General features: G+C 37.8%; 26 protein-coding genes. 16 read left to right on the top strand and 10 right to left on the bottom strand.

Features of this window, described 5'->3' with window-relative positions:
* Positions 1-35: 35 nt before the first annotated feature.
* Complete coding sequence (lpxK, locus tag G3I01_RS08345) at positions 36-1049, bottom strand: tetraacyldisaccharide 4'-kinase (RefSeq protein ID WP_219552706.1); 1014 nt, start codon at positions 1047-1049, stop codon at positions 36-38.
* A gap of 119 nt (positions 1050-1168) precedes the next feature.
* Here lpxK and G3I01_RS08340 point away from each other — a divergent pair, with 119 nt between their 5' ends.
* From G3I01_RS08340 to msrA, 4 genes are all read left to right on the top strand, one after another.
* Entirely contained in the window at positions 1169-2263 is a 1095-nt protein-coding gene (locus G3I01_RS08340; protein ID WP_219552705.1) for a Nif3-like dinuclear metal center hexameric protein, read from the top strand.
* 1 nt (position 2264) lies between these two features.
* Positions 2265-3044: a C4-type zinc ribbon domain-containing protein gene (locus G3I01_RS08335; protein ID WP_219552704.1), complete on the top strand. Its 780-nt coding sequence runs from the start codon at positions 2265-2267 to the stop codon at positions 3042-3044.
* 184 nt (positions 3045-3228) lie between these two features.
* On the top strand, positions 3229-3819 hold the full coding sequence (locus G3I01_RS08330; RefSeq protein WP_219552703.1) for a hypothetical protein: 591 nt from the start codon (positions 3229-3231) through the stop codon (positions 3817-3819).
* Between the two features lie 2 nt (positions 3820-3821).
* A complete protein-coding gene (msrA, locus tag G3I01_RS08325; RefSeq protein WP_219552702.1) occupies positions 3822-4502 on the top strand; it encodes a peptide-methionine (S)-S-oxide reductase MsrA in 681 nt (226 codons plus the stop codon).
* Positions 4503-4572: 70 nt separating this feature from the next.
* On the opposite strand, the gene G3I01_RS08320 is transcribed toward msrA, so the two are convergent.
* Entirely contained in the window at positions 4573-5916 is a 1344-nt protein-coding gene (locus G3I01_RS08320; protein WP_219552701.1) for an NAD(P)/FAD-dependent oxidoreductase, read from the bottom strand.
* A 201-nt stretch (positions 5917-6117) separates the two neighbouring features.
* On the opposite strand from G3I01_RS08320, the gene G3I01_RS08315 reads away from it, so the two are divergent.
* The 9 genes from G3I01_RS08315 to G3I01_RS08275 all read left to right on the top strand — a co-directional run bounded on the left by G3I01_RS08315 (position 6118) and on the right by G3I01_RS08275 (position 13080).
* On the top strand, positions 6118-7230 hold the full coding sequence (locus G3I01_RS08315) for an alkene reductase (RefSeq protein ID WP_219552700.1): 1113 nt from the start codon (positions 6118-6120) through the stop codon (positions 7228-7230).
* A 90-nt stretch (positions 7231-7320) separates the two neighbouring features.
* A complete protein-coding gene (locus tag G3I01_RS08310) occupies positions 7321-7566 on the top strand; it encodes a hypothetical protein (RefSeq protein WP_219552699.1) in 246 nt (81 codons plus the stop codon).
* 73 nt (positions 7567-7639) lie between these two features.
* Complete coding sequence (locus G3I01_RS08305) at positions 7640-8290, top strand: flavin reductase (protein ID WP_219552698.1); 651 nt, start codon at positions 7640-7642, stop codon at positions 8288-8290.
* Complete coding sequence (locus G3I01_RS08300; protein ID WP_219552697.1) at positions 8290-8418, top strand: DUF2256 domain-containing protein; 129 nt, start codon at positions 8290-8292, stop codon at positions 8416-8418. Before G3I01_RS08305 ends, G3I01_RS08300 begins: the two co-directional genes overlap by 1 nt.
* Positions 8418-9704 (top strand): DASH family cryptochrome, encoded by a 1287-nt coding sequence (locus G3I01_RS08295; protein ID WP_219552695.1) that lies wholly within the window; start codon positions 8418-8420, stop codon positions 9702-9704. The genes G3I01_RS08300 and G3I01_RS08295 overlap by 1 nt, the downstream gene beginning before the upstream one ends.
* Positions 9689-11236 (top strand): cryptochrome/photolyase family protein, encoded by a 1548-nt coding sequence (locus tag G3I01_RS08290; protein WP_219552693.1) that lies wholly within the window; start codon positions 9689-9691, stop codon positions 11234-11236. Before G3I01_RS08295 ends, G3I01_RS08290 begins: the two co-directional genes overlap by 16 nt.
* A 146-nt stretch (positions 11237-11382) precedes the next feature.
* Positions 11383-11538: a lmo0937 family membrane protein gene (locus G3I01_RS08285; RefSeq protein ID WP_011710576.1), complete on the top strand. Its 156-nt coding sequence runs from the start codon at positions 11383-11385 to the stop codon at positions 11536-11538.
* A 72-nt stretch (positions 11539-11610) separates the two neighbouring features.
* Positions 11611-12369 (top strand): SDR family oxidoreductase, encoded by a 759-nt coding sequence (locus tag G3I01_RS08280; RefSeq protein WP_219552691.1) that lies wholly within the window; start codon positions 11611-11613, stop codon positions 12367-12369.
* Between the two features lie 36 nt (positions 12370-12405).
* Entirely contained in the window at positions 12406-13080 is a 675-nt protein-coding gene (locus tag G3I01_RS08275) for a hypothetical protein (protein WP_219552689.1), read from the top strand.
* Positions 13081-13176: 96 nt separating this feature from the next.
* Here G3I01_RS08275 and kynU read toward each other — a convergent pair whose 3' ends face one another.
* Positions 13177-14460: a kynureninase gene (gene kynU, locus G3I01_RS08270; RefSeq protein WP_219552686.1), complete on the bottom strand. Its 1284-nt coding sequence runs from the start codon at positions 14458-14460 to the stop codon at positions 13177-13179.
* Between the two features lie 94 nt (positions 14461-14554).
* Here kynU and G3I01_RS08265 point away from each other — a divergent pair, with 94 nt between their 5' ends.
* The gene (locus G3I01_RS08265; protein WP_219552684.1) at positions 14555-15196 is read left to right on the top strand and encodes an O-methyltransferase; all 642 of its coding nucleotides are present in this window, start codon (positions 14555-14557) and stop codon (positions 15194-15196) included.
* Here G3I01_RS08265 and G3I01_RS08260 read toward each other — a convergent pair.
* From G3I01_RS08260 to G3I01_RS08230, 7 genes are all read right to left on the bottom strand, one after another.
* On the bottom strand, positions 15193-15753 hold the full coding sequence (locus G3I01_RS08260) for a phosphatase PAP2 family protein (RefSeq protein WP_219552682.1): 561 nt from the start codon (positions 15751-15753) through the stop codon (positions 15193-15195). The two genes, G3I01_RS08265 and G3I01_RS08260, sit on opposite strands and share 4 nt — an antisense overlap.
* Before the next feature lie 17 nt (positions 15754-15770).
* Entirely contained in the window at positions 15771-16052 is a 282-nt protein-coding gene (locus tag G3I01_RS08255) for a twin-arginine translocase TatA/TatE family subunit (RefSeq protein ID WP_219552680.1), read from the bottom strand.
* An 82-nt stretch (positions 16053-16134) separates the two neighbouring features.
* Positions 16135-18432, bottom strand: coding sequence for a M1 family metallopeptidase (locus tag G3I01_RS08250; protein WP_219552678.1), 2298 nt, complete (start codon positions 18430-18432; stop codon positions 16135-16137).
* Positions 18433-18495: 63 nt separating this feature from the next.
* Positions 18496-18996 carry a DUF6702 family protein gene (locus G3I01_RS08245; RefSeq protein WP_257710844.1) on the bottom strand — a complete coding sequence of 167 codons (501 nt, stop codon included), beginning with the start codon at positions 18994-18996 and terminating at the stop codon, positions 18496-18498.
* 105 nt (positions 18997-19101) lie between these two features.
* Entirely contained in the window at positions 19102-19953 is an 852-nt protein-coding gene (locus G3I01_RS08240; RefSeq protein ID WP_219552676.1) for a carboxypeptidase-like regulatory domain-containing protein, read from the bottom strand.
* Positions 19954-19974: 21 nt separating this feature from the next.
* Complete coding sequence (locus tag G3I01_RS08235) at positions 19975-20742, bottom strand: carboxypeptidase-like regulatory domain-containing protein (protein ID WP_219552674.1); 768 nt, start codon at positions 20740-20742, stop codon at positions 19975-19977.
* On the bottom strand, positions 20743-21492 hold the full coding sequence (locus G3I01_RS08230) for a carboxypeptidase-like regulatory domain-containing protein (protein WP_219552672.1): 750 nt from the start codon (positions 21490-21492) through the stop codon (positions 20743-20745). It abuts the gene before it with no gap.
* Positions 21493-21671: 179 nt separating this feature from the next.
* Between G3I01_RS08230 and pepE the strand changes: the two genes are divergently transcribed.
* Complete coding sequence (gene pepE / locus G3I01_RS08225; RefSeq protein WP_219552670.1) at positions 21672-22379, top strand: dipeptidase PepE; 708 nt, start codon at positions 21672-21674, stop codon at positions 22377-22379.
* A 1-nt stretch (position 22380) separates the two neighbouring features.
* Positions 22381-23295, top strand: coding sequence for a glutaminase (locus G3I01_RS08220; protein WP_219552668.1), 915 nt, complete (start codon positions 22381-22383; stop codon positions 23293-23295).
* Positions 23296-23321: the final 26 nt, after the last annotated feature.

Below are 23321 nucleotides of genomic sequence, written 5' to 3'. Positions count from 1 at the left end.
TAGTTTGAATTAGCCAAAAGAAAAAGAGGTGTTTTTTACACCTCTTTTTTATTGATGAAATTTTCGATCTCCTTATCGAAATCAGCCTTACTTCCACCTATAAATGCCACTTCTATTGGCAGATAATAAAGTTTGTCTAAAGGGAGCTTATCCTTCAACCTCATATAATCTTTTTCAGTAGTTAGGATCCTGGATTCATTACGCAATTGGTCAATTTCCTTATCTGTAAAATTATGATGATCTGGAAACTGATAATGTTTCAGGTCAATATTTCTGGATCCTAAGTAATCCAGTAATGGTTTAGGATTAGCGATTCCAGTTACCAGGACAAATTCTGAAGATTGTATATTTTCCAAAGGAAGTTTTTCTACTGAAGAAATTATCTGTTCAGAATATTCGATCGCAGTAAAATAAACAGATTGACCCGATTTTGGCTTCAGCTTATTTCTGATCTTCTCCATTTCTGCAGAAGTTAGGTCCTCAGGGCATTTGGTTACCACAATAATATTAGCCCTTATGGCTCCTGCAGCCGATTCTCTTAAATTTCCGGCAGGCAAGATCAAGTCATCTACATAGAGATCGTGGTAAGCAGTAAGAAGTATGTAGAAACCTGCTTCTACCTTTCGATGCTGAAAGGCGTCATCCAGCAGGATTACTTCAGGTGAAAATTGCAAGAGCTCTGAAATTCCTTCCCTCCTGTTTGCATCTACGGCGACTACAGCTTCAGGATATTTGTTTTTGAACTGTAATGGCTCATCACCTGCTTTATCAACTGTATCTTCAGCCTGCACCAGCTGAAAACCTTTACTCTCCCGTTTATATCCACGGCTTAAAGTAGCTACCTTATTTTTTTCGCTCAGGATCTTCAATAAATATTCGATCATTGGAGATTTACCTGTGCCACCCATGTTGAGATTTCCCACAGCGATAACAGGTAAATCAAATGATTCAGAACTAAAAACACCTGCATCATAAAGCTTATTCCGAACCGCCGTTACACCATGATAAATCAGGGAAAAGGGAAAAAGTAATTTTCTTGGATTCGGCATGAAAGGCTTTGTATAATATTTATATTTGAATAGCTGTTGAGAATCACTAAGAAAATGGACATAAATTCCACAATTCTCAGCTCCTACAGGCTCTAAATTGATAGCTAAAATATTAAATTATGATCATACAGGAAGTAATTGACCTGATAGAAGATTTTGCTCCTCTAAATTATGCGGAAGACTTTGATAACGTTGGCCTTTTGGTAGGTGATTCTAAGACTGAAGTTTCGGGAGCTCTTATCACTTTGGATACTCTTGAAGCTACCGTCGACGAAGCAATTGCTAAAGATTGCAACCTAATTATCAGTTTTCATCCTATTATATTTTCCGGTCTAAAGAAATTAACGGGAAAAGATTATGTTCAAAGAACAGTTCTAAAAGCGATAAAACATGATATTGCGATCTACGCCATACATACTGCTCTAGACAATCAGCATAAGGGAGTAAACGACATGATCTCTGAAAAATTAGGACTTATCAACCGGCAGATCCTTATTCCTAGAAAGGATTCCATTAAGAAACTCACCACATTTGTTCCGGTAAAAGATGCCGATAAAGTTAGGGAAGCCCTTTTTTCTGGAGGAGCAGGAAGCATTGGAAATTATGATAATTGCAGCTTTAATATCGCCGGTAAGGGAAGTTTTAAAGGGAATGAGGAATCAAATCCGGTAATTGGTGAAAAAGGCTCGGTTCATTTTGAAGAAGAATCTCAAATTGGTGTGACCTACCCCGCGCATCTGGAATCCCAGATCCTGAAAAATCTTTTTAGTTCACATCCTTATGAAGAGGTTGCCTACGAGATCCACAAGCTGGATAATAAAAATCAGCATCTTGGGATGGGCATGATAGGCGAACTTAAAACTGAAATAAATGAAGAGGAATTCCTTAACCAGGTAAAATCTACATTTAACAGCGGTTGTATAAGACATTCGAAACTATTAAATAAACCAGTTAAAAAGGTTGCTGTGCTTGGCGGAAGTGGCGCTTTTGCGATCAATAATGCGAAAGCAGCTGGGGCTGATATATTTATTACAGCAGATCTGAAATACCATGACTTCTATAAAGCCGAGGAAAAGCTGGTATTGGCTGATATTGGACACTATGAAAGTGAACAGTTTACAAAAAATTTACTATATTCTTTTCTTAGCAAAAAAATTAGTAGTTTTGCACTTATTTTAGCAGATACAAATACCAATCCAATACATTATTTATAATATGGCGAAAAAAAACGATGTTACTGTAGAAGAGAAGTTAAGATCACTGTACGATCTTCAGTTGGTGGATTCGCGAATTGATGAAATTAGAAACGTACGTGGTGAATTACCTCTGGAAGTTGAAGATCTGGAAGATGAAGTAGCAGGTTTAAACAGACGCCTGGAGAAACTGGATGCGGACATAGAAGTCATTGAAAATGACATCAAGAACAAGAAGAACCAGATCGAGGAGTCTAAAACGACGATCAAGAAATATTCTGAGCAACAAAAGAATGTTCGTAACAACAGAGAATTCAACGCTCTAAGTAAAGAAGTTGAGTTCCAGGAGCTTGAAATCGAACTTTCTGAGAAGCATATCAAGGAATATAAAGCGAAGATCGAGCAGAAGAAAGAGATCATTGCTCAAACCAAAGAAAAACTTTCTGAGCGTCAGGCCCATCTTAAGCACAAAAAAGGTGAACTTGATGAGATCCTTAAAGAAACTGAGAAAGAAGAGCAGGCTCTTATTGACAAGTCTAAAGAATATGAAAAGAATATTGAAGAAAGACTTGTTAATGCCTATAAAAGAATCAGAAGCAACGTTAAAAATGGACTTGCAGTAGTACCAGTAGAACGTGGGGCTTCAGGAGGTTCATTCTTTACTATTCCACCACAGGTGATCATGGAAATCGCTGGTCGTAAAAAGATCATCACAGATGAGCACAGTGGAAGGATATTGGTAGATGAGGAACTTGCTAAAGAAGAACAAGAAAAAATGGAAGGTATGTTCAAAAGGTTCTAGACCTTAAGACAACTCTCTAATATTTAAACTGCCTGGAAAATAACAGTAAGATCTCAGGATCTGAAGCAAAAGTTTTTCAGGCAGTTTTTTTATGCCCCAACTTTACCCCAATTATTGGATTAACAAGTATTTCACATTTATCGATCAATTATGGTTTATCTTTAAAAACCCAATTTCGATTAATATGAGAACTTTAATTATCTTATTATGCTTCACCGCATGCCTGGTTTCCTGCAATAATTCCAACAAAGAGAAAGATGATCTTTCTGCTGAAAATGATTCTTTAGAATATAAAAATGACCTCGGCACTTCTGCCCAGGACCAACCCATAAATGTAGAGGAAGAAACTCCGAAAGAAAATGAAAAAACTGAAGTAGACCGAAGCGAGAATTCTAATCCTGTCACAGCAATTTCCGGTACTTATTTAAACACAGAACATCAGGAAGATACTTCCTGCAAATGTTATTGTCTTGAGGTTGCCACCAGCGGATCTACCGAATTATGTCTTAAAGAGAATGAAATGTATATCAATGCCCGTTTTCAGCAAGATGGAAATAACATCAATATTTTCTATACCGGTAAGTCTACAAGAACGACTGCTGAAAATATTCCCTGGGACAGATTTCAAACTGGTACACCAATTGCAATATTAAGCCCAGAGCCTAATGGCGATCTAAAACTCGATTGGAAAGGATTCAGAATTGACGGGGAGATCGCTATAGATTATGCCTTACTCGGAAAAAAAACCCTTGAGGGAACTTATAAAAAGAAATAACTATGAAATTTTTGATTTTAAACTTTATTAGTCTGCTATTGCTAGCCTGTGGTAATCAGGCTGAAAAAAGCAATGCTACCAAACAAGAGATCGCCAATGCTGAACCTGTAGAAGCATCAGTCCAGAATGGAATGAAGAAAGCTTATTTTGCCAGTGGTTGTTTCTGGTGCGTGGAAGCAGTATATGAAAGCGTTGAGGGCGTTCAGGAAAGCATTTCAGGATATTCTGGTGGTCATACTAAAAATCCAACATACGAGCAAAGCAACACTGGGAAAACTGGTCATGCCGAAGCTGTTGAAGTGATCTATGACCCGGAAGTGGTAAGTTTTAAGACCCTGGTCGAAGTATATTTTGGTTCTCAGGACCCGACCCAGGTCAATGGTCAGGGACCAGACCGAGGTTCTCAATACAGGTCTATCATATTTTACCAGAATGAAGAGCAGAAAAATATTATCGAAGAAGTAAAGGCAGAGGTAGCAAAAAATTATGATGAACCTATTGCCGCTGAAATTCTACCATTTCAGAAATTCTGGAAAGCCGAGGATTATCATCAGAATTATGAAAAGAACAATCCCAACAATCCCTATATCAGGAACGTTTCTATTCCAAGACTTAACAGGTTCAAGGAAAAATTTCCTGAGCTATTAAAAGAGAATCAACATTCAAATTCAAGCGAAGAATAAATATTGATTAATTAAAAAATATATTGATCTTCAGAAGGAATAAAAGTATAAGCCTGCTCTTGAGCGGGCTTTATTTTTTGATGAGTTTTATAATCTCCTGCTCCACCTCTTTAGTATCCCATTTTTCTTCTATCTGCGGAATTTCCATTACCTGATCCATGATCCCCCGCTGATAATCCCCAATTTTTAAAGCATCGGCATAGGCTTTATCAGAAAAAGTTACCCGGGAATATAAAGGGATCCATAATTCGGGATGTTCCTGGGCGAATTTCTTTTCGATCTTCTTTCTTAAAAGAAACATAGGATCTGCAGTCTTGCTGCTCATTTCAATAAAATTGCGATAACTCAATTCAGCGATCGCATCGGCATTTGGCTTCCTTTCGGTTTGATATTCTTCAAAGATCTGTTCCCAGTCATCCCCATATTTATTCATCTTTTCATTCAATACTGAAATATCCTCAAAACCTGCGTTCATGCCCTGCCCGTAAAAAGGCACGATCGCATGCGCAGAATCGCCCACTAAGGTAATTTTATCAAAATATGACCAGGGAAAACATTTAATGGTAACCATGGCACTGGTTGGGTTTTTAAAGAAATCTTTTTTAAGATTAGATATCTCGTCCTTTATATCTGGAAAATAGTTCTCGAAAAAAGCATCTGCATCCTGCTCTGTCTTTATACTTTCAAATGAAACCTCCCCCTCAAAAGGCATGAAGAGTGTACAGGTGAAGGTACCGTTAAGATTAGGCATGGCAATAAGCATGAAATTCCCTCTTGGCCAAATATGGAAAGAAGAATTATCCAGTTTATGACTGCCATCTTCATTAGCTAAAATTGTAAGCTCCTTATAGCCAACATCAATAAAGTGCTGGGAGTAATTGAACCTGCTTTGGCGTTGCATCTTATGCCGAACCCTGGAAAATGCTCCATCGGCTCCAAAAATAAGATCGAACTTATATTCTTTCCAGACGCTTTTTTCAGATTCTCCGGTATAAAGCCTGGCTTCCTGCATATCAACATCCCAGATCTTCTCTTCAAATCTAAATGTTGCCCCGGCAGATTCGGCCAAATCTATCATCTTTCGGTTTAAAACACCCCGGGAAATAGAATAGATAGCCTCTCCTTCTTCTCCATATTTTTGGAAATAAACCGGCTGTCCTTCTACATGCATGGCTCTTTTATCCAATGGCAAAGCAAGTCCCCTAATTTCTTCTTCTATTCCGGCTTCACGTAAAGCCTTCCATCCACGATTAGACATGGCCAGGTTAATAGACCTACCCGAAAATTGAACTTTACGCACATCTGGTCTACGATCGAATACAGTTACCTTATGTCCTTGTTTCCGAAGGAAAATAGCTAGCAGTGATCCTACAAGTCCTGATCCTACTATCGCTACATCTTTTTCTTTATGCATGTATAGGTTTGAAAAAAATCCCCGGCAGAGGTTTGAAAATTGCCTAAAGATTGCAGTTATTTCTATTTGCGAAATTACTTAATAATTATGAAACTGACTTCCCTGAGTGAATAAACACAACCCGTTCCCTTAAAAATTCATTTATAATTTAATTAACAGCCAAGCTTGATCTTAACCGGTAATTTTAAAGAAAAATAAGATATGAGTACAGAAAAACAGCCCCTATTAGAACCCTACAAGCTTGGGAATATAACTCTTAAGAACAGGGTGATCATGGCTCCTATGACCAGAAGCAGAGCCGATAACAATGAAAATAAACCTACAGATATGCATGTGGAATACTATACACAGCGTGCAGGAGCAGGTTTAATAATCACTGAAGGTTCCCAGGTTTCAGAAAGAGCCGTTGGTTACGTGAACACCCCTGGAATTCATACTTCTGAACAGGTTGAAGGATGGAAAAAAGTGACCGAAGCTGTCCACGAAAAGGATGGTAAAATCTTCATGCAGTTATGGCATGTGGGACGTATCTCCCACCCTAAATTTCATGACGGTAAAAAACCTCTCGCTCCAAGTGCGGTAAACCCTAATTCCAAAGTTTATACGCCAGAAGGTTTCGAGGAAACAACCGAGCCAAAAGAAATGAGCATGCAGGAGATCCATGAGACCGTACAGGAGTTTAAAAATGCCGCCCAGATGGCCAAAGATGCCGGATTTGACGGCGTGGAAATACATTCTTCCAATGGATATCTTTTCCATCAATTTTTCAATAAAAATGCAAATCACAGAACAGATGATTACGGCGGAAGCATCCAGAACCGAGCCCGTTTTTTCTTTGATGTACTGGAAGCGGTAACCGAAGTTTGGCCGGAAAACCAGATAGGATGTAGATTCAATCCTTCACTACATAAATCATTCGGCATCGTCGCTACTCAAGAAACCATTGAAACCTTCGATTATATTATCGAGAAACTGAACGCTTACGATCTGGCTTATGTTCATCTTTCGGAGCCTTTTACAGACGTGAGCGATGTTCCATATCTGGAAACAGAAATTGCAAAACGTTATCGTAAGATCTATAAAGGCACTTTAATGATCAATAATGGTTTTGACCGCGAATCTGGAAATAAAGTGATCGAAGAAGGAGATGCAGATCTGGTTGCCTACGGTAAACTCTTTATTTCTAATCCCGATCTTCCTGAAAGATTCAAGAATAAATGGCCGTTGGCTGAATTTGACGAGGATACTTTCTATACCACCGGAAAAGAAGGATATACCGACTACCCGGCTTATGAGAAAGAAAAAGTTTCATAATTTTTTTATAAAGCTGTTCTAAAAGCTGTTAAGAGTTTTTGGCCCATCTGAATGTTAAAGTAAATTAGTAGGAACTAAAACATATAAATTATGGATCAGGAGAAACTTGACCACATGAGGTCTACGTTAAACAAACTGGAAGATATCAAGAATACTCAAAGCAGTATTATCGATAAAATCAATCATGTGATCACCGACTTATTTCAACATCCCGATAAAAATCTGGAAAAGGTCATGGAAGATGCCCACCAGAAAGCTTCAGATAATATTGATGCAATTAGGGAGGCAATGGAAGAGTATGAAATGGCCATTAATAAAATGGAAAATCAGTCTTAATTTAAAAATACATTAACAGCTTTTAAAAAAGCATTCTATAAATTGAGGTCAGTCTAAAAACTGGCCTTTTTTTATGAAACATATTGAAGCAAGTGAGATCGAGAAGATGGAAAAGATCTTCCGGTTAAATTTAATAAACAGCTGTACCGGTTATAAATCTGCTAATCTTATAGCGACAAAATCAAAAAGCGGGAATCCCAATGTAGCTGTTTTTAGTTCTATAACCCATATGGGAAGCGATCCGGCCATGCTGGGATTTGTAACCAGGCCATTAAATGTTTCCAGGAATACTTATCAAAACATTAGAGACACCTCATATTTTACTGTGAATCATATTCATGAGAAAATGATAGAACAGGCCCATCATACGGCTGCTAAATATGATGAAGAGATCTCAGAATTTCATAAAACAGGACTTAACGAGGAATACCTTGATGATTTTCATGCTCCGTATGTTAAACAGTCTGAAGTCAAATTAGGCTGCAAATACCTGAATGAATATCACATCAAAGAGAATGACACCCTGCTTGTAGTTGCGGCAATCGAGCATATATATTTTGATGAGGGAATCCAGATGCCAGACGGATGGTTACGCCTTGACGATGCTGGTACTGTGGCGATAAACGGTTTGGACGGATATTCACTTCCCAGCCTATTAGACAGGTTCCATTATGCGAGACCAAACCAGGAAGTGAGATCATTTTTTAGCAAGGAAAAAAATTAATGAAAAAGGAAAATCTTCCCGAAAAGATCTGCCCTGTTTGTGGGAGACCTTTTAAGTGGAGAAAAAAATGGCAAAAGGATTGGGATAATGTAAAATATTGTAGTGAAAAATGCCGAAAAAATAAATAATGAGCACCGGTCTAATTTGGTTTAGAAATGACCTGAGAATTTCAGATCACGAAGCTCTTAAAACAGCTTGCGAAGATCATGAAAAAGTAATTGGCATTTATTGTTTCGATCCCAGACAATATGAAAAAGATCGATATGGATTTATAAAAACCGGGAAATTCAGAGCGAAGTTCCTCATCCAGACTATTACTGAACTTCAGAAGAACCTTGACTCATTAAATATTCCTCTTTTTATCTATCAGAAAAAACCAGAAGAGATCATCCCTCAAATGATTTCAGAATATGATATTGAAACCATCTATTTTCAAAAAGAATGGATGCAAGAAGAGAAAGCTGTTGAAAATGCGGTGAAGAAGGCTTCAGAAAAAGTTGATTTTAATTCCTATTACCAGCAGTTCTTATATCATCCTGAGGATATTCCCTTTGAATCTTTTCAGGATATTCCAAAGGCCTATACAGCATTTAGAAAGGCCTGTGAAAAGAAAGCTGAGATCAGAGAACTTATCGAAATTCCGAGAGCAATAGCTAAAGCAGATATTTCTAATGAAACTAAAATCCCAAATTTGAAGGACCTGGGATTAGAAGATTTCGAAGCCGACTCAAGATCTGCTTTCCCTTTTAAAGGGGGTGAAGATCAGGCGAAAAACAGAATTAAAGAATACTTCTGGGAAACCGAAAATCTCGCTAAATATAAAGAGACCAGAAACGGACTCATTGGTACACAATATAGTTCTAAACTTTCTGCGTGGCTTGCCAATGGCAGTATTTCCCCAAAACAAATCTACTACGAAGTGAAAAGATTTGAAAAGCAAGTTAGGAGCAACCAAAGTACCTACTGGCTCATTTTCGAATTGATATGGCGGGATTTTTTTAAATACGTATCCCTAAAACACGGTAATAAGATCTTTAAACTTGGAGGAATCCTTGACCGGGATTTAGAATGGAAAAAAGATAAAAATAAGCTCCAGCAATGGATTAATGGTAAAACCCAGTATGATTTTGTAAATGCTAACATGAAAGAGATCGCCACTACGGGATTTATGAGTAATCGTGGAAGGCAGAATGTAAATAGTTTCTGGGCGAAAGAAATAAAACAGGACTGGCGTATTGGCGCGGCCTATTTCGAAAGTCTTCTTATAGATTACGATGTTCACAGTAATTGGGGAAACTGGATGTATAACAGCGGAGTGGGAAATGACCCAAGAGATAGAAAATTTAATATCGAAAGTCAGGCAGATCGCTATGACCCAGATCAGGAATATCAGAATTTATGGCTGAAGAATTAAAAACCCTACGCCTCATCCTTGGCGACCAGTTAAATCATAAACATAGCTGGTATAATGGAAATCAGGACAACATTACGTATGTGATGATGGAGATGAGGCAGGAGACAGATTACGTGCAACATCATATCCAGAAGGTCATAGGTTTTTTCAGTTCAATGAGGAATTTCTCAGAGTACCTTGAAGAAAGAGACCATAAGGTAATATACCTCAGCATTAATGATGAAAATAATTTACAAGCCCTGGACAAGAACATTCAAAAACTGGTCTCGGAAAATGGTTTTAAAAAGTTTGAATATCAGCTTCCAGATGAATACCGCTTAGACGAACAGCTGAAAGATTTATGTAATGACCTGGAAATTCCGACTGAAAGTTTCGACTCTGAACATTTCCTCACCAAAAGAAGCGAACTGGAAGAATTCTACCAGGGCAAAAAGCAGCTAACCATGGAGTACTTTTATCGCTACATGCGAAAAAAGCATGGGATACTGATGGCGACAGAGAAGGATCCTGAAGGAGGAAAATGGAATTTTGACAAATCCAATCGTAAAAAATGGAAAGGTGAACCAGAAATTCCGCACGAACGAGGATTTAGAAAAGACGTTTCAGCGATCCATGAAGAAATAGAAAAGGCTGGTATTAAAACTATTGGAAAAGTTGATAATACTAATTTTAACTGGCCTACATCAAGAGAAGATTCACTTTCTGTCTTAAATTATTTCTGCAAAAACCTGTTGGTTCATTTTGGGGATTATCAGGATGCACTGCATACCGAACAGGAATATCTGTTTCATTCTCGTTTATCTTTCAGCATGAATACTAAAATGCTGCATCCCCGGGAAGTTATAGACAGTGTGATAGATCATTACTATGAGAACAAGGATACCATAGACATTTCACAGGTGGAAGGATTTGTGAGGCAGATCCTTGGCTGGAGAGAATATATGCGGGGAATCTACTGGAAAGAAATGCCTGGTTACCGCAGATCCAATAAACTAGGAAACCAGAATCAATTACCAGCATTTTACTGGGATGCAGATACAAAAATGAATTGCCTACACCACTCTATTAAAAATAGCCTTGAAAATGCCTATGCGCATCATATCCAGAGACTCATGATCACTGGAAATTACGCATTGCTAACCCAAACTCATCCAGACGAAGTAGACCAATGGTACCTTGGGATATATATTGACGCCATAGAGTGGGTAGAGATCACTAATACAAGAGGGATGAGCCAGTTTGCAGATGGAGGCATAGTTGCTACCAAACCTTATGTTTCGAGCGGGAGTTATATTAACAAAATGAGCAATTATTGTAAGGATTGCCATTATAAAGTGAGTAAAAAAACTGAAGAGGATGCTTGTCCATTTAACAGTCTTTACTGGAATTTTTTGGACTCAAAAAGGGAAGAATTTAAAGACAATCAACGCATGAATATGATGATGAGCCTTCTGGATAAAAAGGATCCCGAAGAAATGGATAAAATCAGGAAACGCGCAAACAGCATCATCAACAAGCCTTCAGATTTTTAATACGCAAAGTTAAATCAAGGTTAAATGAACAGAGACACCTCCTTCTATTATCTAAATTAGTATCAGAATAAATCAACATTTTAACTAACTAATTTTAATATTAACCATAGGCAAGTACTTTTAGTCTGCCTTAAAATTAACCTGACATGAGAGATTTAATTTGGCTTATTATCGTTTTACTGGTAATTGGATGGCTAGTGGGATATTTTGCATTCCCAGACCTTGGAAGCATAATTCACATTCTAATAGTATTAGCCGTTATACTTATTCTTTATAAGTTACTTACCGGAAGGCGACTTTAGAAACTCGGAAATTTTCAAACCCTTTGAGCGATCAGAGGGTTTTTTATTTATATAATTAAAAGGAAACCATTTATGTGGAAACTTGACAACAAAAAGGCTTTGATCACCGGCGGAACAAAAGGCATTGGTCGTGCCTGCGTGATCGAATTCTTAAAATTGGGGGCTGAAGTTTTTTTTACCTCAAGAAGTGAGGACGATATCAAGGCCTTTGAAAAAGAATTAAAAAATAAAGGCTATAAGGTACATGGCATCAAAGCCGATTCTGCAAAAAAAGAAGATCGCGAAAGTATCGTGAAATGGATAGATAAAAATTGGGGCAAACTGGATGTGCTAGTTAATAATGCCGGCATTAATATTCGTAAAAGAGCGAATGATTATTCTGAAGAGGAATTTAGAAAAGTACTTGAAATCAACCTTATCGCTCCTTTCGAAATTAGCAGATTGCTATTTTCAAACCTTAAAAATTCCGGAAACGCCTCGATCATCAACGTTGCCTCCTCTGCAGCTATACAGGATGTAGGAACCGGGACTCCGTATGCCATGTCCAAATCTGGTCTTTTACAACAATCTAGAAGTCTGGCTGTAGAATGGGCAGGTGAAGGCATCAGGGTTAACTCGGTATCCCCATGGTTTACCAAAACGCCATTAACCGAAGGATTTCTTCATAATGAAGAAAAAATGAATTCAATTCTAAACCGAACCCCGCTAAACCGGGTTGCAGAAGCTGAAGAAATATCTTCGATCATCTCCTTTTTAGCAATGGATAAATCATCCTTTATTACCGGGCAGAATATTATTGCCGATGGCGGTATGAGCATTAATGCACTGTAAACAGAGATATTTAGTATCTTTAGAAAAACTAACTAAATGAAAAAATTACTATTCCTTTTAATGCTTGGGTGTTTCGTAATATCCTGCAACGAAAAAAAGAAAGAACAGGATGCTCCTTCAGAAGATCCTAATCTTGAGATCCATGAAAAAATCGCCATGGCGAATGGCTTTAAAGAATTCGATAGCATAAGTGAGCTGAAATTTACTTTCAATGTCAAGGTCAACGATACCCTACGATCTGAAAGACAATGGGTTTGGAATCTAAAAAGTGATAAAATAAGCCTTACTGAAAAGGATTCTACCATGAGCTATACGAAAAAGGATAGCCTGGCGAAGGAAAAAGAATATATAGATCAAAGATTCGTGAACGATTCTTACTGGTTATTATTCCCTTACCAGTTAGAATGGTCTGACGCAGAAATAAGTGAAGCTAAAACTGCAAAGGCACCCATAAGTGGTGAAGAAATGCAAATGCTTACGGTAAGCTATCCTTCTGAAGGCGGTTATACGCCGGGTGACAGTTATGATATTTATTTTGATGACGATTACATGATCCAAGAATGGGTATATAAGGCTTCCGGTGGTGGTAGAGAAATGGCAACAACCTGGGAAGATTATGAAGATTTTAATGGAGTGAAGATCTCCAAAATGCATAAATCTGGAGATGGTTCTTTTGAATTGTTTTTCACCAATATTTCAGTAGAAGAATAGAACATTTTATTTAAGAAAAAAGGAGGCGAATGCCTCCTTTTTTTGTTTTATCCATCTCTGAAACCAACAGAATGAAGATTACTCCCTATGTAAATTTTAATCTTGCTTGCTCAAAATACCTTTTTTCAGGATCTGCCCGAATTCAAACATATCTTCATACGAACAGTAAAATGGTGCTGGAGCCAGCCTTATCACATTAGGTTCACGCCAATCTGTGATCACACCTTCGTCCATTAAATAACGGAATAACTCTTTCCCTTCTCCGTGTAAAAATACAGATAATTGGGTTCCTCTATTTTCCTGTTCTGCTGGCGTAATGATCTCAAAAGTACTATCTACTTCCTTATCAATTTCATGTAGCACAAATTCTAAATAGGCTACGATTTTATTTCGTTTCTCAATCAAGGCAGGCATTCCCACCTCATCAAACATTTCCAGAGACGCTAAGTATGGTGCCATTGCCAGAATTGGCGCATTGCTAATTTGCCAGGCATCTGCCGTTGGTTCAGGTTGAAATTCGGGTTCCATTAAGAAGCGTCTTTCTTTATTATGACCCCACCAGCCTTCAAATCTTGGAATATCTTTTTTGTTATGATATTTTTCATTAATGAAACATCCGGAAGCATTTCCAGGACCTGAATTCATATATTTATAGCTGCACCAGGCCGCAAAATCTACATTCCATTCGCTTAATTTCAGCTCGATATTTCCTGCAGCATGCGCAAGGTCCCAGCCTACGAAAGCTCCCACCTCATGGCCCACTTTGGTAATGGTTTCCATATCAAAAACCTGTCCGGTATAATAATTAACTCCTCCAATAAGCACTAGAGCACACTCCTCGCCTACTTCCCTTATCTTATCCAACACATCTTCAGTCCTGAAATTATTCTCTCCATCACGCTTTTTGATTTCCACTATTGCATCTTTAGGATCATACCCATGAAACCTTACTTGGCTGGAGATCATATATTGATCGCTAGGAAAAGCCTTTTCTTCACAAATGATCTTATAGCGTTTTCCAGATGGCCTGTAAAATGAAACCATTAATAAGTGAAGATTCACAGTGAGCGTATTCATCACAGTAACTTCAGTAGATTTTGCTCCTACTACCTTGGCGAGTTTTTCTGAAAATCTTTCATGATAGTCCCACCAGGATTTTTCAGCATAAAAATGACCTTCCACCGCAAGTTCTGCCCAGTCTTTCATCACCTCATCAACATACTTCTGAGCGCTTTTAGGTTGCAGTCCCAAAGAATTACCTACAAAATAGATCACGTCTTTTCCATTCACTTTAGGAAAGATGAATTCTTCCCTGTACTTCGAAAGTTTATCGTCCTTATCTAGTTGTCTGGCAAATTCCCTGGTATTCTCGAACTGCATATTTTCAATTTTTGGTAAAAATACAATTTCGTTTTAAAAGACGTAGAGCCGAAACACCGCATAAAATCTTTAATTTTGCCTCAAAATTGATGATATGCATTTTTTACCCGAAGACATAGACGATTACATTGTAGCCCATTCCCAGTCCGAACCAAAGCTCCTTGCCGACCTCAACCGGGAAACCAATCAAAAAGTGATGCAGCCAAGGATGCTAAGTGGTCACTACCAGGGCCGGGTGCTAAGTTTGCTTTCTAAAATGAAAACACCTAGAAGCATATTGGAGATCGGCACCTACACCGGGTATTCTGCGCTTTGCCTGGCTGAAGGCCTTGCTAAGGACGGAATGTTGCATACTATAGATGTGAATGAAGAATTATTTGATTTTCAGAAAAAGTATTTTGAAAGGTCTGATTATAAAAACCAGATAAAACAATATCTGGGAGATGCGACCGAGATAATCCCTGAAATTGATGCAAAATTTGATCTGGTCTTTATTGATGCAGACAAGCCTAACTATCCTACATATTTCGAAATCATAATCGATAAAATGAACCCCGGCGGAATTATCTTATCAGATAATGTTTTATGGTCTGGGAAGGTCGTTCAAAAGGTAAAAAAAGATGATGAATCTACACTGGCTCTTTTAGAATACAATAAAATGCTGAATGAAGATAAACGTGTAGAAACCGTTATACTGCCTATACGAGACGGCCTTACCTTAACCAGGGTGATCTAGAAATATAATCGCCTGCCCGATTTATCATAAAGCTTATAGAATATTATGGCCATGACAATGCCCACGATCATCCCTACTATAATATCTCCCGGGTAATGAACTCCAACGTAGATTCGGCTCATTACAAAAATAATCGGCCAGATATAGGCCAGATATATCCATTTCGTTTTTTGCGATATTACCAGAACAATAAAGGTCGTGGCAGCAAAGGAAGTTGAGGAGTGTCCTGAAAAAAAACTATAATTTGTTGGTTCCTGAAGAATTCTAATTACTTCCTCGAGTTCAGGCGTATTATTCGGCCTTAATCGTAAAGCTATTCCCTTGACCAAATTGGTAAGTCCCCAGGTAGTAAAAACGGTAGCTAAAAGAAATAAAGAAGAAAAAGAAGCCTTTCTCCAATGAAAAGCCAGAAAGAAAAAAAGAAAGAATAAAAGGTAAAGCGGGATCCAGTGTCTTGGATTGGTCACAAAGATCCAAAAGGCGTCGTATCTTTCGATACCCAGATTATTGAGATAAATAAACAAGTCTCTGTCCCATTGCTCAATCTGTTCCCACATGATTTAAACAATTACAATTAGTGCTTTCGTCTTACAGAGCCCGAAATCTCTTCAATATCTTCTTTAACCTTATCTATTTCTCCTCTTACGTCTTTGGTGAAATCTGTATCTATACCTTGCTTTTCAGCACTTTTCTGGATCTCACTCTTGATATCGTTCGAGGCATTTCTAATGGCTTTCATGCCTTTTCCCAATCCTCTGGCAATATCCGGAATCTTATCGGCTCCAAATACCATCACCAAAATGAACATGATAAAGGCTATTTCAGCTCCACTAATAAATAAAGGTAACATATGCATAGCAGGACAAATATAAATACAAATCTAAGCATAAAAAAAGCCGACTCGTTAAAGTCGGCTTAAATATTATTTCTTAAAATTCCTATTCCTGAGAAGCATCTTTGAACTCTTCGAATTCATTTTTGGTCTCAGCTTTAGGCCAACTATTGTTGTTCACATCAACATCTGCTGTTTCAAGATCTGGATCCAGAGTAATCTTAGTGATCTCCTTATTTGTTGGGATCACTTTGCTCACTACCTCATCGTTTTTTCTCCAGATTTGTACTGGATAAGTAACTTTTTCTGAAGTACCATCAGCATAGGTAAGCTCGGCAATAATTGGCATTACCAATCCACCCGGCTTTTCAAAAACCACCTGGTAGAAATATTTAGGAGCTTTAAGATTCTTTCTCTCTTCCTCGCTAAAGTTATCCATCAAATAAGCCTGAAGAGTTTCAGAATTCTCTAAAAGAGACTTATTCTTCATATCCTCATTGAATTCTTCATCATCTTCGGTCACCACGTAAAGAGCTTTAGTTTCTTCTGGAGTGGTTCCATATCTCTGCAACATTTCCTTTCCAGCCTTGGTAGGAGTATCTGTAACATAATATTTATTCACTTCTTTGATCCCTATATCAACATTATCTGTAGTATAGAACCATCCTCTCCAGAACCAGTCAAGGTCTACACTTGAAGCATCTTCCATAGTTCTGAAGAAATCTTCTGGAGTTGGGTGTTTGAACATCCACCTGTGAGAATAAGTTTTGAAAGCATAATCAAAAAGCTCACGTCCCATAATGGTCTCACGAAGAATATTCAGGGCAGTTGCCGGTTTTCCATAAGCATTATTACCTAATTGGTGAACCTGCTCTGGGTTAGACATGATTGGGGAAATATAGTTCTGATTTCCTTTCATGTAGCTAACTATCTTACTTGGCTCTCCCCTTCTTGAAGGATATTTATCTAATGGCGCGATAGCTTCAGGATATTCTTCTGCGAATTCCTGCTCTGCCACATACTGAACAAAAGTATTGATCCCTTCGTCCATCCATCCCCACTGGCGCTCATCTGAGTTCACGATCATTGGGAAGAAATTATGCCCTACTTCGTGGATAATAACACTTATCATCCCGAATTTTGTACGGTCACTATAGTTTCCATCCTCGTCTGGACGTCCATAATTCCAGCAGATCATAGGATATTCCATTCCCTGATTCTTAGCATGTACAGAAACTGCTTTGTGATACGGATACTGAAAAGTATGATCTGAATAGCTTTTTAAGGTACTAGCAACAGCTCTTGTAGACCATTGTTCCCAAAGAGGATTTCCTTCTTTTGGATAAACAGAAACAGCCATTACATCTTTCCCCATCACATCTACAGCCATCATATCCAAAATGAATTTTCTGGAAGTAGAGAATGCGAAATCACGAACCATATCTGCTTTATAGGTCCAGGTTTTGGTTTTATCTGAAAAACCTTTTTCAGCCTTTTCAGCTTCCTCCTGGGTAACGATCAATACAGGCTTATCATAGCTCTTTTTAGCCTGCTCGTATCGCTTCATCATGTCTTTAGAGTAAACCTCTTTTCTATTCTGAAGTTCTCCTGTAGCTTCCATAACGTGATCTGCAGGAACAGTGATATTCACTTCGTAATCTCCAAATGGAAGAGCGAACTCACCATTTCCCCAGAACTGATAGTTCTGCCATCCTTCAACGTCATTATAAACCGCCATTCTTGGGAAGAATTGAGCGATCACATAAGCTTTATTACCATCTTCTTCGAAGTATTCATAACCAGAACGCGCACGGTTAGTTACGTGATTATTTACATTGTATGACCATTTAATTTCGAAAGTATAGCTTTCTCCCGCTTTGAGAGCCTGAGGCATATCTATACGCATCATAGTTTGGTGAATGGTATATTTTAATGGAGTACCATCTTTAGAAACCTCTTTTATATTGAATCCACCATCAAAAGCTTCTTCCATATATGTACTGGTAAATCTACCTGGAGTGGCTACCGGGGCCATTCCCTCCCCATCCTTTTGAGGAGCATCCTTTTTACGGATATTTTGATCTAGCTGAACCCAAAGATATTCAAGGTTCTGTGGAGAATTATTGTGATAGGTGATAGTTTCTTCACCTGTAATTACTGAATTCTTATCATCAAGAACGATATCCATTTTATAATCGGCTTCGTTCTGGTAATAAGCAGGTCCCGGTGCACCGGAAGCTGTTCTATATTGGTTAGGAGTGGCCATCTCCTGGTACATTTGCCTGAATTTGTTTTGGTTTGTGTGGCCTTCCTGCCGCGCTTCTTTCTGTTCCGTTTCCTGCGCAGATACACCTGCAAAAACGAACATCAAAAACACGGAGCATAGCATGTTTAATTTCTTCATTTACTTTGTTTTAATTTAAGGTTGCTAAAAATAATTATTTAAAATTCCTTCCAAGAGAACTTTTTAAAAATTTATTGTTTTACTGCCGTTGCTTTTAACCAGCAACATACTTTCAATTTCTTCACCTTTTTTTACGTGAACTATATTTTTCTGAGAATCAAATAGATCTGTGAGAATAAGATTTTCCACGGTGATCTTATCAAATTTTTGAATATTAGTGCCTTCGATGAACATCACGATTTGATCTGCATCGAATTTGCTTCCCAGTAATTTGAGTGGTTGTTTATTCCCGTTGATTGTGATATGGAGTTTTTTATCTATATATTTCTCCATTACAGCCTTATTCTTTTCAAGGTCTTCTTTATAAGAAAGACTAATCTCTTTCTGGTACCTTTTAGAAAGTACATCCTCAAGATCATCTATAAAGACTCTGGATATTATTTGAAGGCTCTGCTTATCTTCCTTGTACTCTATTTCGGTAACACTTAGATAAGTTTCGTGATCCCTTTTAGCAAAAGAACTAGCTAAAACAAGGATAAGCAAAAGAGTAAAAGTCTTCTTCATATTTATTTTTGGTACTAAAGGAGCAAATATTGAACCAAAACCGATAATTTTTGGTTGCAGTGGTTAGACCTATATAAAACTAAAAGGTTTAAAATCAGTAAGAAATTATCCTGGAATTTGTGAAGATGAATTTAAACTACTTCCTCTTCGTTCTCTAAAATCCTCGATCCTGGTCTGGAAATATTCAATGAGGACAAAGGCGTTATTATTTATAACAAGTCTTTTAAAATGAACGTCCTCCGCACAATAGTAAACAAAATTACATATTTCGTTTTCATTGAGTTCCAGGTCTTCCCTAAAGAATTCATGACCTACGATGGCGATACTCTTATTTGCCAGTTCTCGCGGAGTATAATTTTTAGGCTTTTCTTTTTCCCCTGCCAATCTATCAATAACGGCACCTGCGATCTTGCCAATCCTGATTCCTCCATTAGCCACAGGCTTCTCATAGGGATTCATCTCCCGGTCTTTCCTGATGAAATCATTAAGATTATTCTGAAGCTCATATTTTTTCTCTACATCGGTGATCGATATCTTGGAAAGATCATTAGCAAGATGACCAGATAATTTAATATCGTCAATAACCACCTCAGCCAGTTCATTCATCTTATCGTTAAGCTCAATAACGAGGCTTTCATCCTCTATCATTTTCCTGGAAACCACAATAGTAGTATTCTGAAATTGTATCGATGAAACGTACAAACTATCATTTTCATGAGCGTAGATCTTAAATTCTCCTTCTTTGTTTGTAACAGCTCCTTTTTCCAGGTTAAGGTTTATAATGTGGATTTTCTCAATATCAGGATTCCCGGCTTCTACTCTACCACTTAATAAAACCGACTCCTGGGCCTTTGCCGAAAAACCAATCAGGCAAAAGAAAAAGATCAAACTAAGTATGCCTTTTTTACTATAGAATTTATATTTCAAATTATAAATATTGTTATTGATTATAGTCATGATTTTACAAAAAAAAGGAATTTAATCTATTTCACGTAAGGCTTTGAAAGAATCTATTTTAAGTTTGAATAATTCAATTAACTGCAGCACCTTATTTTCATCAACCAGCCTTGTATATTCCGGGTCATCGACACAATAGAATAAAAAATTAATAATTTCAGATTCCTTAAGATCTAACTGCAAGACAAAGAAAAATTTTCCTACAAGATCTAGACCTTTATTAACCATTATAGATCTTTCATTATTTTCTTCGGCTTTTTCCAGCTGTTTTATTTTTCCGTTCAGGGTATTTATCACGGTTAATAAAGGTCCTCCATTCTTGGCAGATTGTACTGCCAGTTGCAGACTCGTTCTTCTTGGTTTGGGAAAAGGAATACCCAGTTTCTCGTGCTCAGATTTAGGAATCTTATCCAAGTCTTTCATTAGGACTCCAGAAAGTTTAATATCATCTATCTGTACTTCATCCAGTTCATTATACTTTTCTCTCATTATAATGGTCAGGAAGTTTTCAAAGAAAGATCTTCTAACTACAACTCTTTTATGCTCAAACTGAAGGGAGGAAAAGTAAAGTGTATCTCCCTCTATAGCAGGGATCTTAAATATCCCCTCCTCATTGGTGGTAGTTCCCGTTTCACCTGTTAAATTCACCACGTGTATTCCAGATAAATTCTGACTGCTGTCCACCACTACTTTACCTACAAGGATCTCCCGCTGTTGTGCTTTTAATTGTTCTACCTGTAGAAGGAAGAGAAAGAATAGCAATAGATATTGGATGTAGTTATTTTTCAATTATTCAGTTATTTGTCTAAGCTCCAGAAATTCCTGTTTCCTGGATTTATAATATTCAATGATCTCCAACCTGTTTGCTGTAGAAACAAGTTTTTCAAATTCTTCTGATTCTGCACAATAAAAAAGGAAATTTTCCACTTCGCTTTCGGGCAGACCAAGTTCATTTATAAAGAATTCCTCTCCCATTACATCTATTTCATTCTGTACCCTCTGCTGTAATTTATCCTGTTTATCTAAAGCTTTAAGGTATTTCGTTCTGCCATTAATGTCATTCATTATAACATCTAAAGGGACACCACCCAGTAGAACTCCAATATATTGCCATCGGCTTGTAATATTTGCATTCGCGGTATACAATCTTCTTTCGGTTTGACTGAGTTTTTTTTCAGGATATGGAATGCCATATTGCTGCCGATCCAAATATTTGACCTTCGGCAGATCTGAATCCAGGTACCCGCTAAGTTTCAGGTCAGAGATCCTTACCTCATCCAATTCATTTCTTGAAGGGAAAAGTTTTACTCTAACGCCGCCGGCGTCAATATCGGTCTGGGCAATAACTATCTTTCTTTTTTCAAATTGAACGGAAGAAAACAGCAAGGTATCACCTGACCTTGAATAGATCCTGAATTCCCCTGAATCATCGCTGGTAGTGCCCTGCTCCAGGCTCAGATTTACAATATGAATATTTGCTGTCGATAGACTGTCAGATACAATTTGTCCCTCCAGCAAGGTTGTTTGCTGAGAGTACATATTATATTCCGCAGAAAAAAGCAGCAGAAAAAAAGGCCAGAGGCCTAAAGCGTTTTTTAAGATCAAGACGAATTGGTTAGTATTCGATTGATTTATAACGTTGGAAATTTCGATTTCGCCTTTAGAAGGCTGTAAACTTTTGTTAATGCCTGTGATTCTCTAAATTTACAGTAAAAAACATGATCAACGCGATACTTGCCAGCACCTCAACTTTACATAACCAGGAATACCTGGAATATCTAATTCCGCACTTACCTGAATTATATAATAATATAGATGAGATCTTATTTATTCCTTACGCAAGGCCGGGCGGAATTTCCCATGAAGAATACACGGCAAAAGCAGCGGAAGCATTTTCTAAAGCAGGCATAAAAGTGAAAGGCATTAATGAATTCAAGGATCCGGTAGAGGCAGTAAAAGAGGCTAAGGGGATTTTTACAGGTGGAGGAAATACATTCCTGCTTGTATCAGAATTATACAGAAACAAGGTGATGAACGTTATTAAAGAGGTGGTTAAAAATGGTACTCCATATATGGGAACCAGTGCCGGGACCAACATTGCAGGTCTAAGTATGCAAACCACCAACGATATGCCTATTGTTTACCCACCATCATTCCAGACCCTTGGATTAGTTCCATTTAATATCAATCCTCATTATTTAGATCCAGATCCAAATTCTGAACATAAAGGAGAGACAAGAGAAACCAGGATCAAAGAGTTTCATGGAATTAATTCTCAACCGGTGATTGGTTTAAGAGAAGGAAGCTGGCTGGAATTAAAGGATAATAAAGTTACGTTAAAAGGAAAGCTGCAGGCCAGACTTTTCAAAAAGGATAAATTACCTTTCGAAATAGATACTGAAACAGATTTAACCGATTTAAACTAATATGGATTACCAACGAATCCTCGATACTATTCACGATGAAATGAGTTACCGGGATGTTACCGGAAAAGTAGCCTCCTACATTCCGGAACTCGCAAAAGTAGACCGAAGAAAATTCGGAATGCACGTTTATTGTGGGGATCAAAAACATTTTTCGTTTGGTGACAGCGAGGAGAATTTTTCCATCCAAAGTATCTCGAAGGTTTTTACACTGGCAATGGCGATGCGATTAATGGGTGAAGATCTCTGGGACCGTTTAAATGTGGAACCATCAGGAGACCCATTCAATAGTTTAACTCAGCTGGAGTATGAAAGTGGTATTCCCAGGAATCCTTTTATAAACGCAGGAGCTTTGGTACTTTCTGATATTCTTGTAGATCAACTGGAAAATCCTAAACAGGAATTGCTGGATTTCGTGAGAAAGATCACTGGTGATCCAGATATTCAATATGATGAAAAAGTAGCAGCATCAGAAAAAGCAACGGGATATAGAAATATTGCTCTGGTAAATTACATCAAAGCACTCGGGAATATCAAATGTGACGTTGAACCTATTGTAGATTTCTATTTCTACCAATGTTCATTATCCATGTCGTGTAAAGATCTATCGAAGGCTTTTATGATCTTTGCCAATAAAGGGAAAATGTTAGAAACCAATGAAAAGATTTTAAAACCGAAAACTGTAAAAAGGATCAATGCTTTAATGCAAACCTGTGGTTTCTATGATGAGGCCGGCGAATTTAGTTTCCAGGTAGGTCTGCCTGGAAAAAGTGGGGTTGGTGGTGGAATTGTCGCCATACACCCCGATAATTATTCAGTAGCGGTATGGAGTCCTATTCTAAATGAAAAAGGGAATTCAGAATTGGGTATGAAAGCTTTGGAAAGGTTCACTACCCTCACCGGTGTTTCTGTATTCTAATTTTCGGGCACAAAAAAATGCCTTCC

Origin of the sequence: Gramella sp. MT6, assembly GCF_019357415.1 — a bacterium.
GTDB lineage: Bacteria > Bacteroidota > Bacteroidia > Flavobacteriales > Flavobacteriaceae > Christiangramia.
This window is presented reverse-complemented; position numbering and strand designations above follow the sequence as displayed.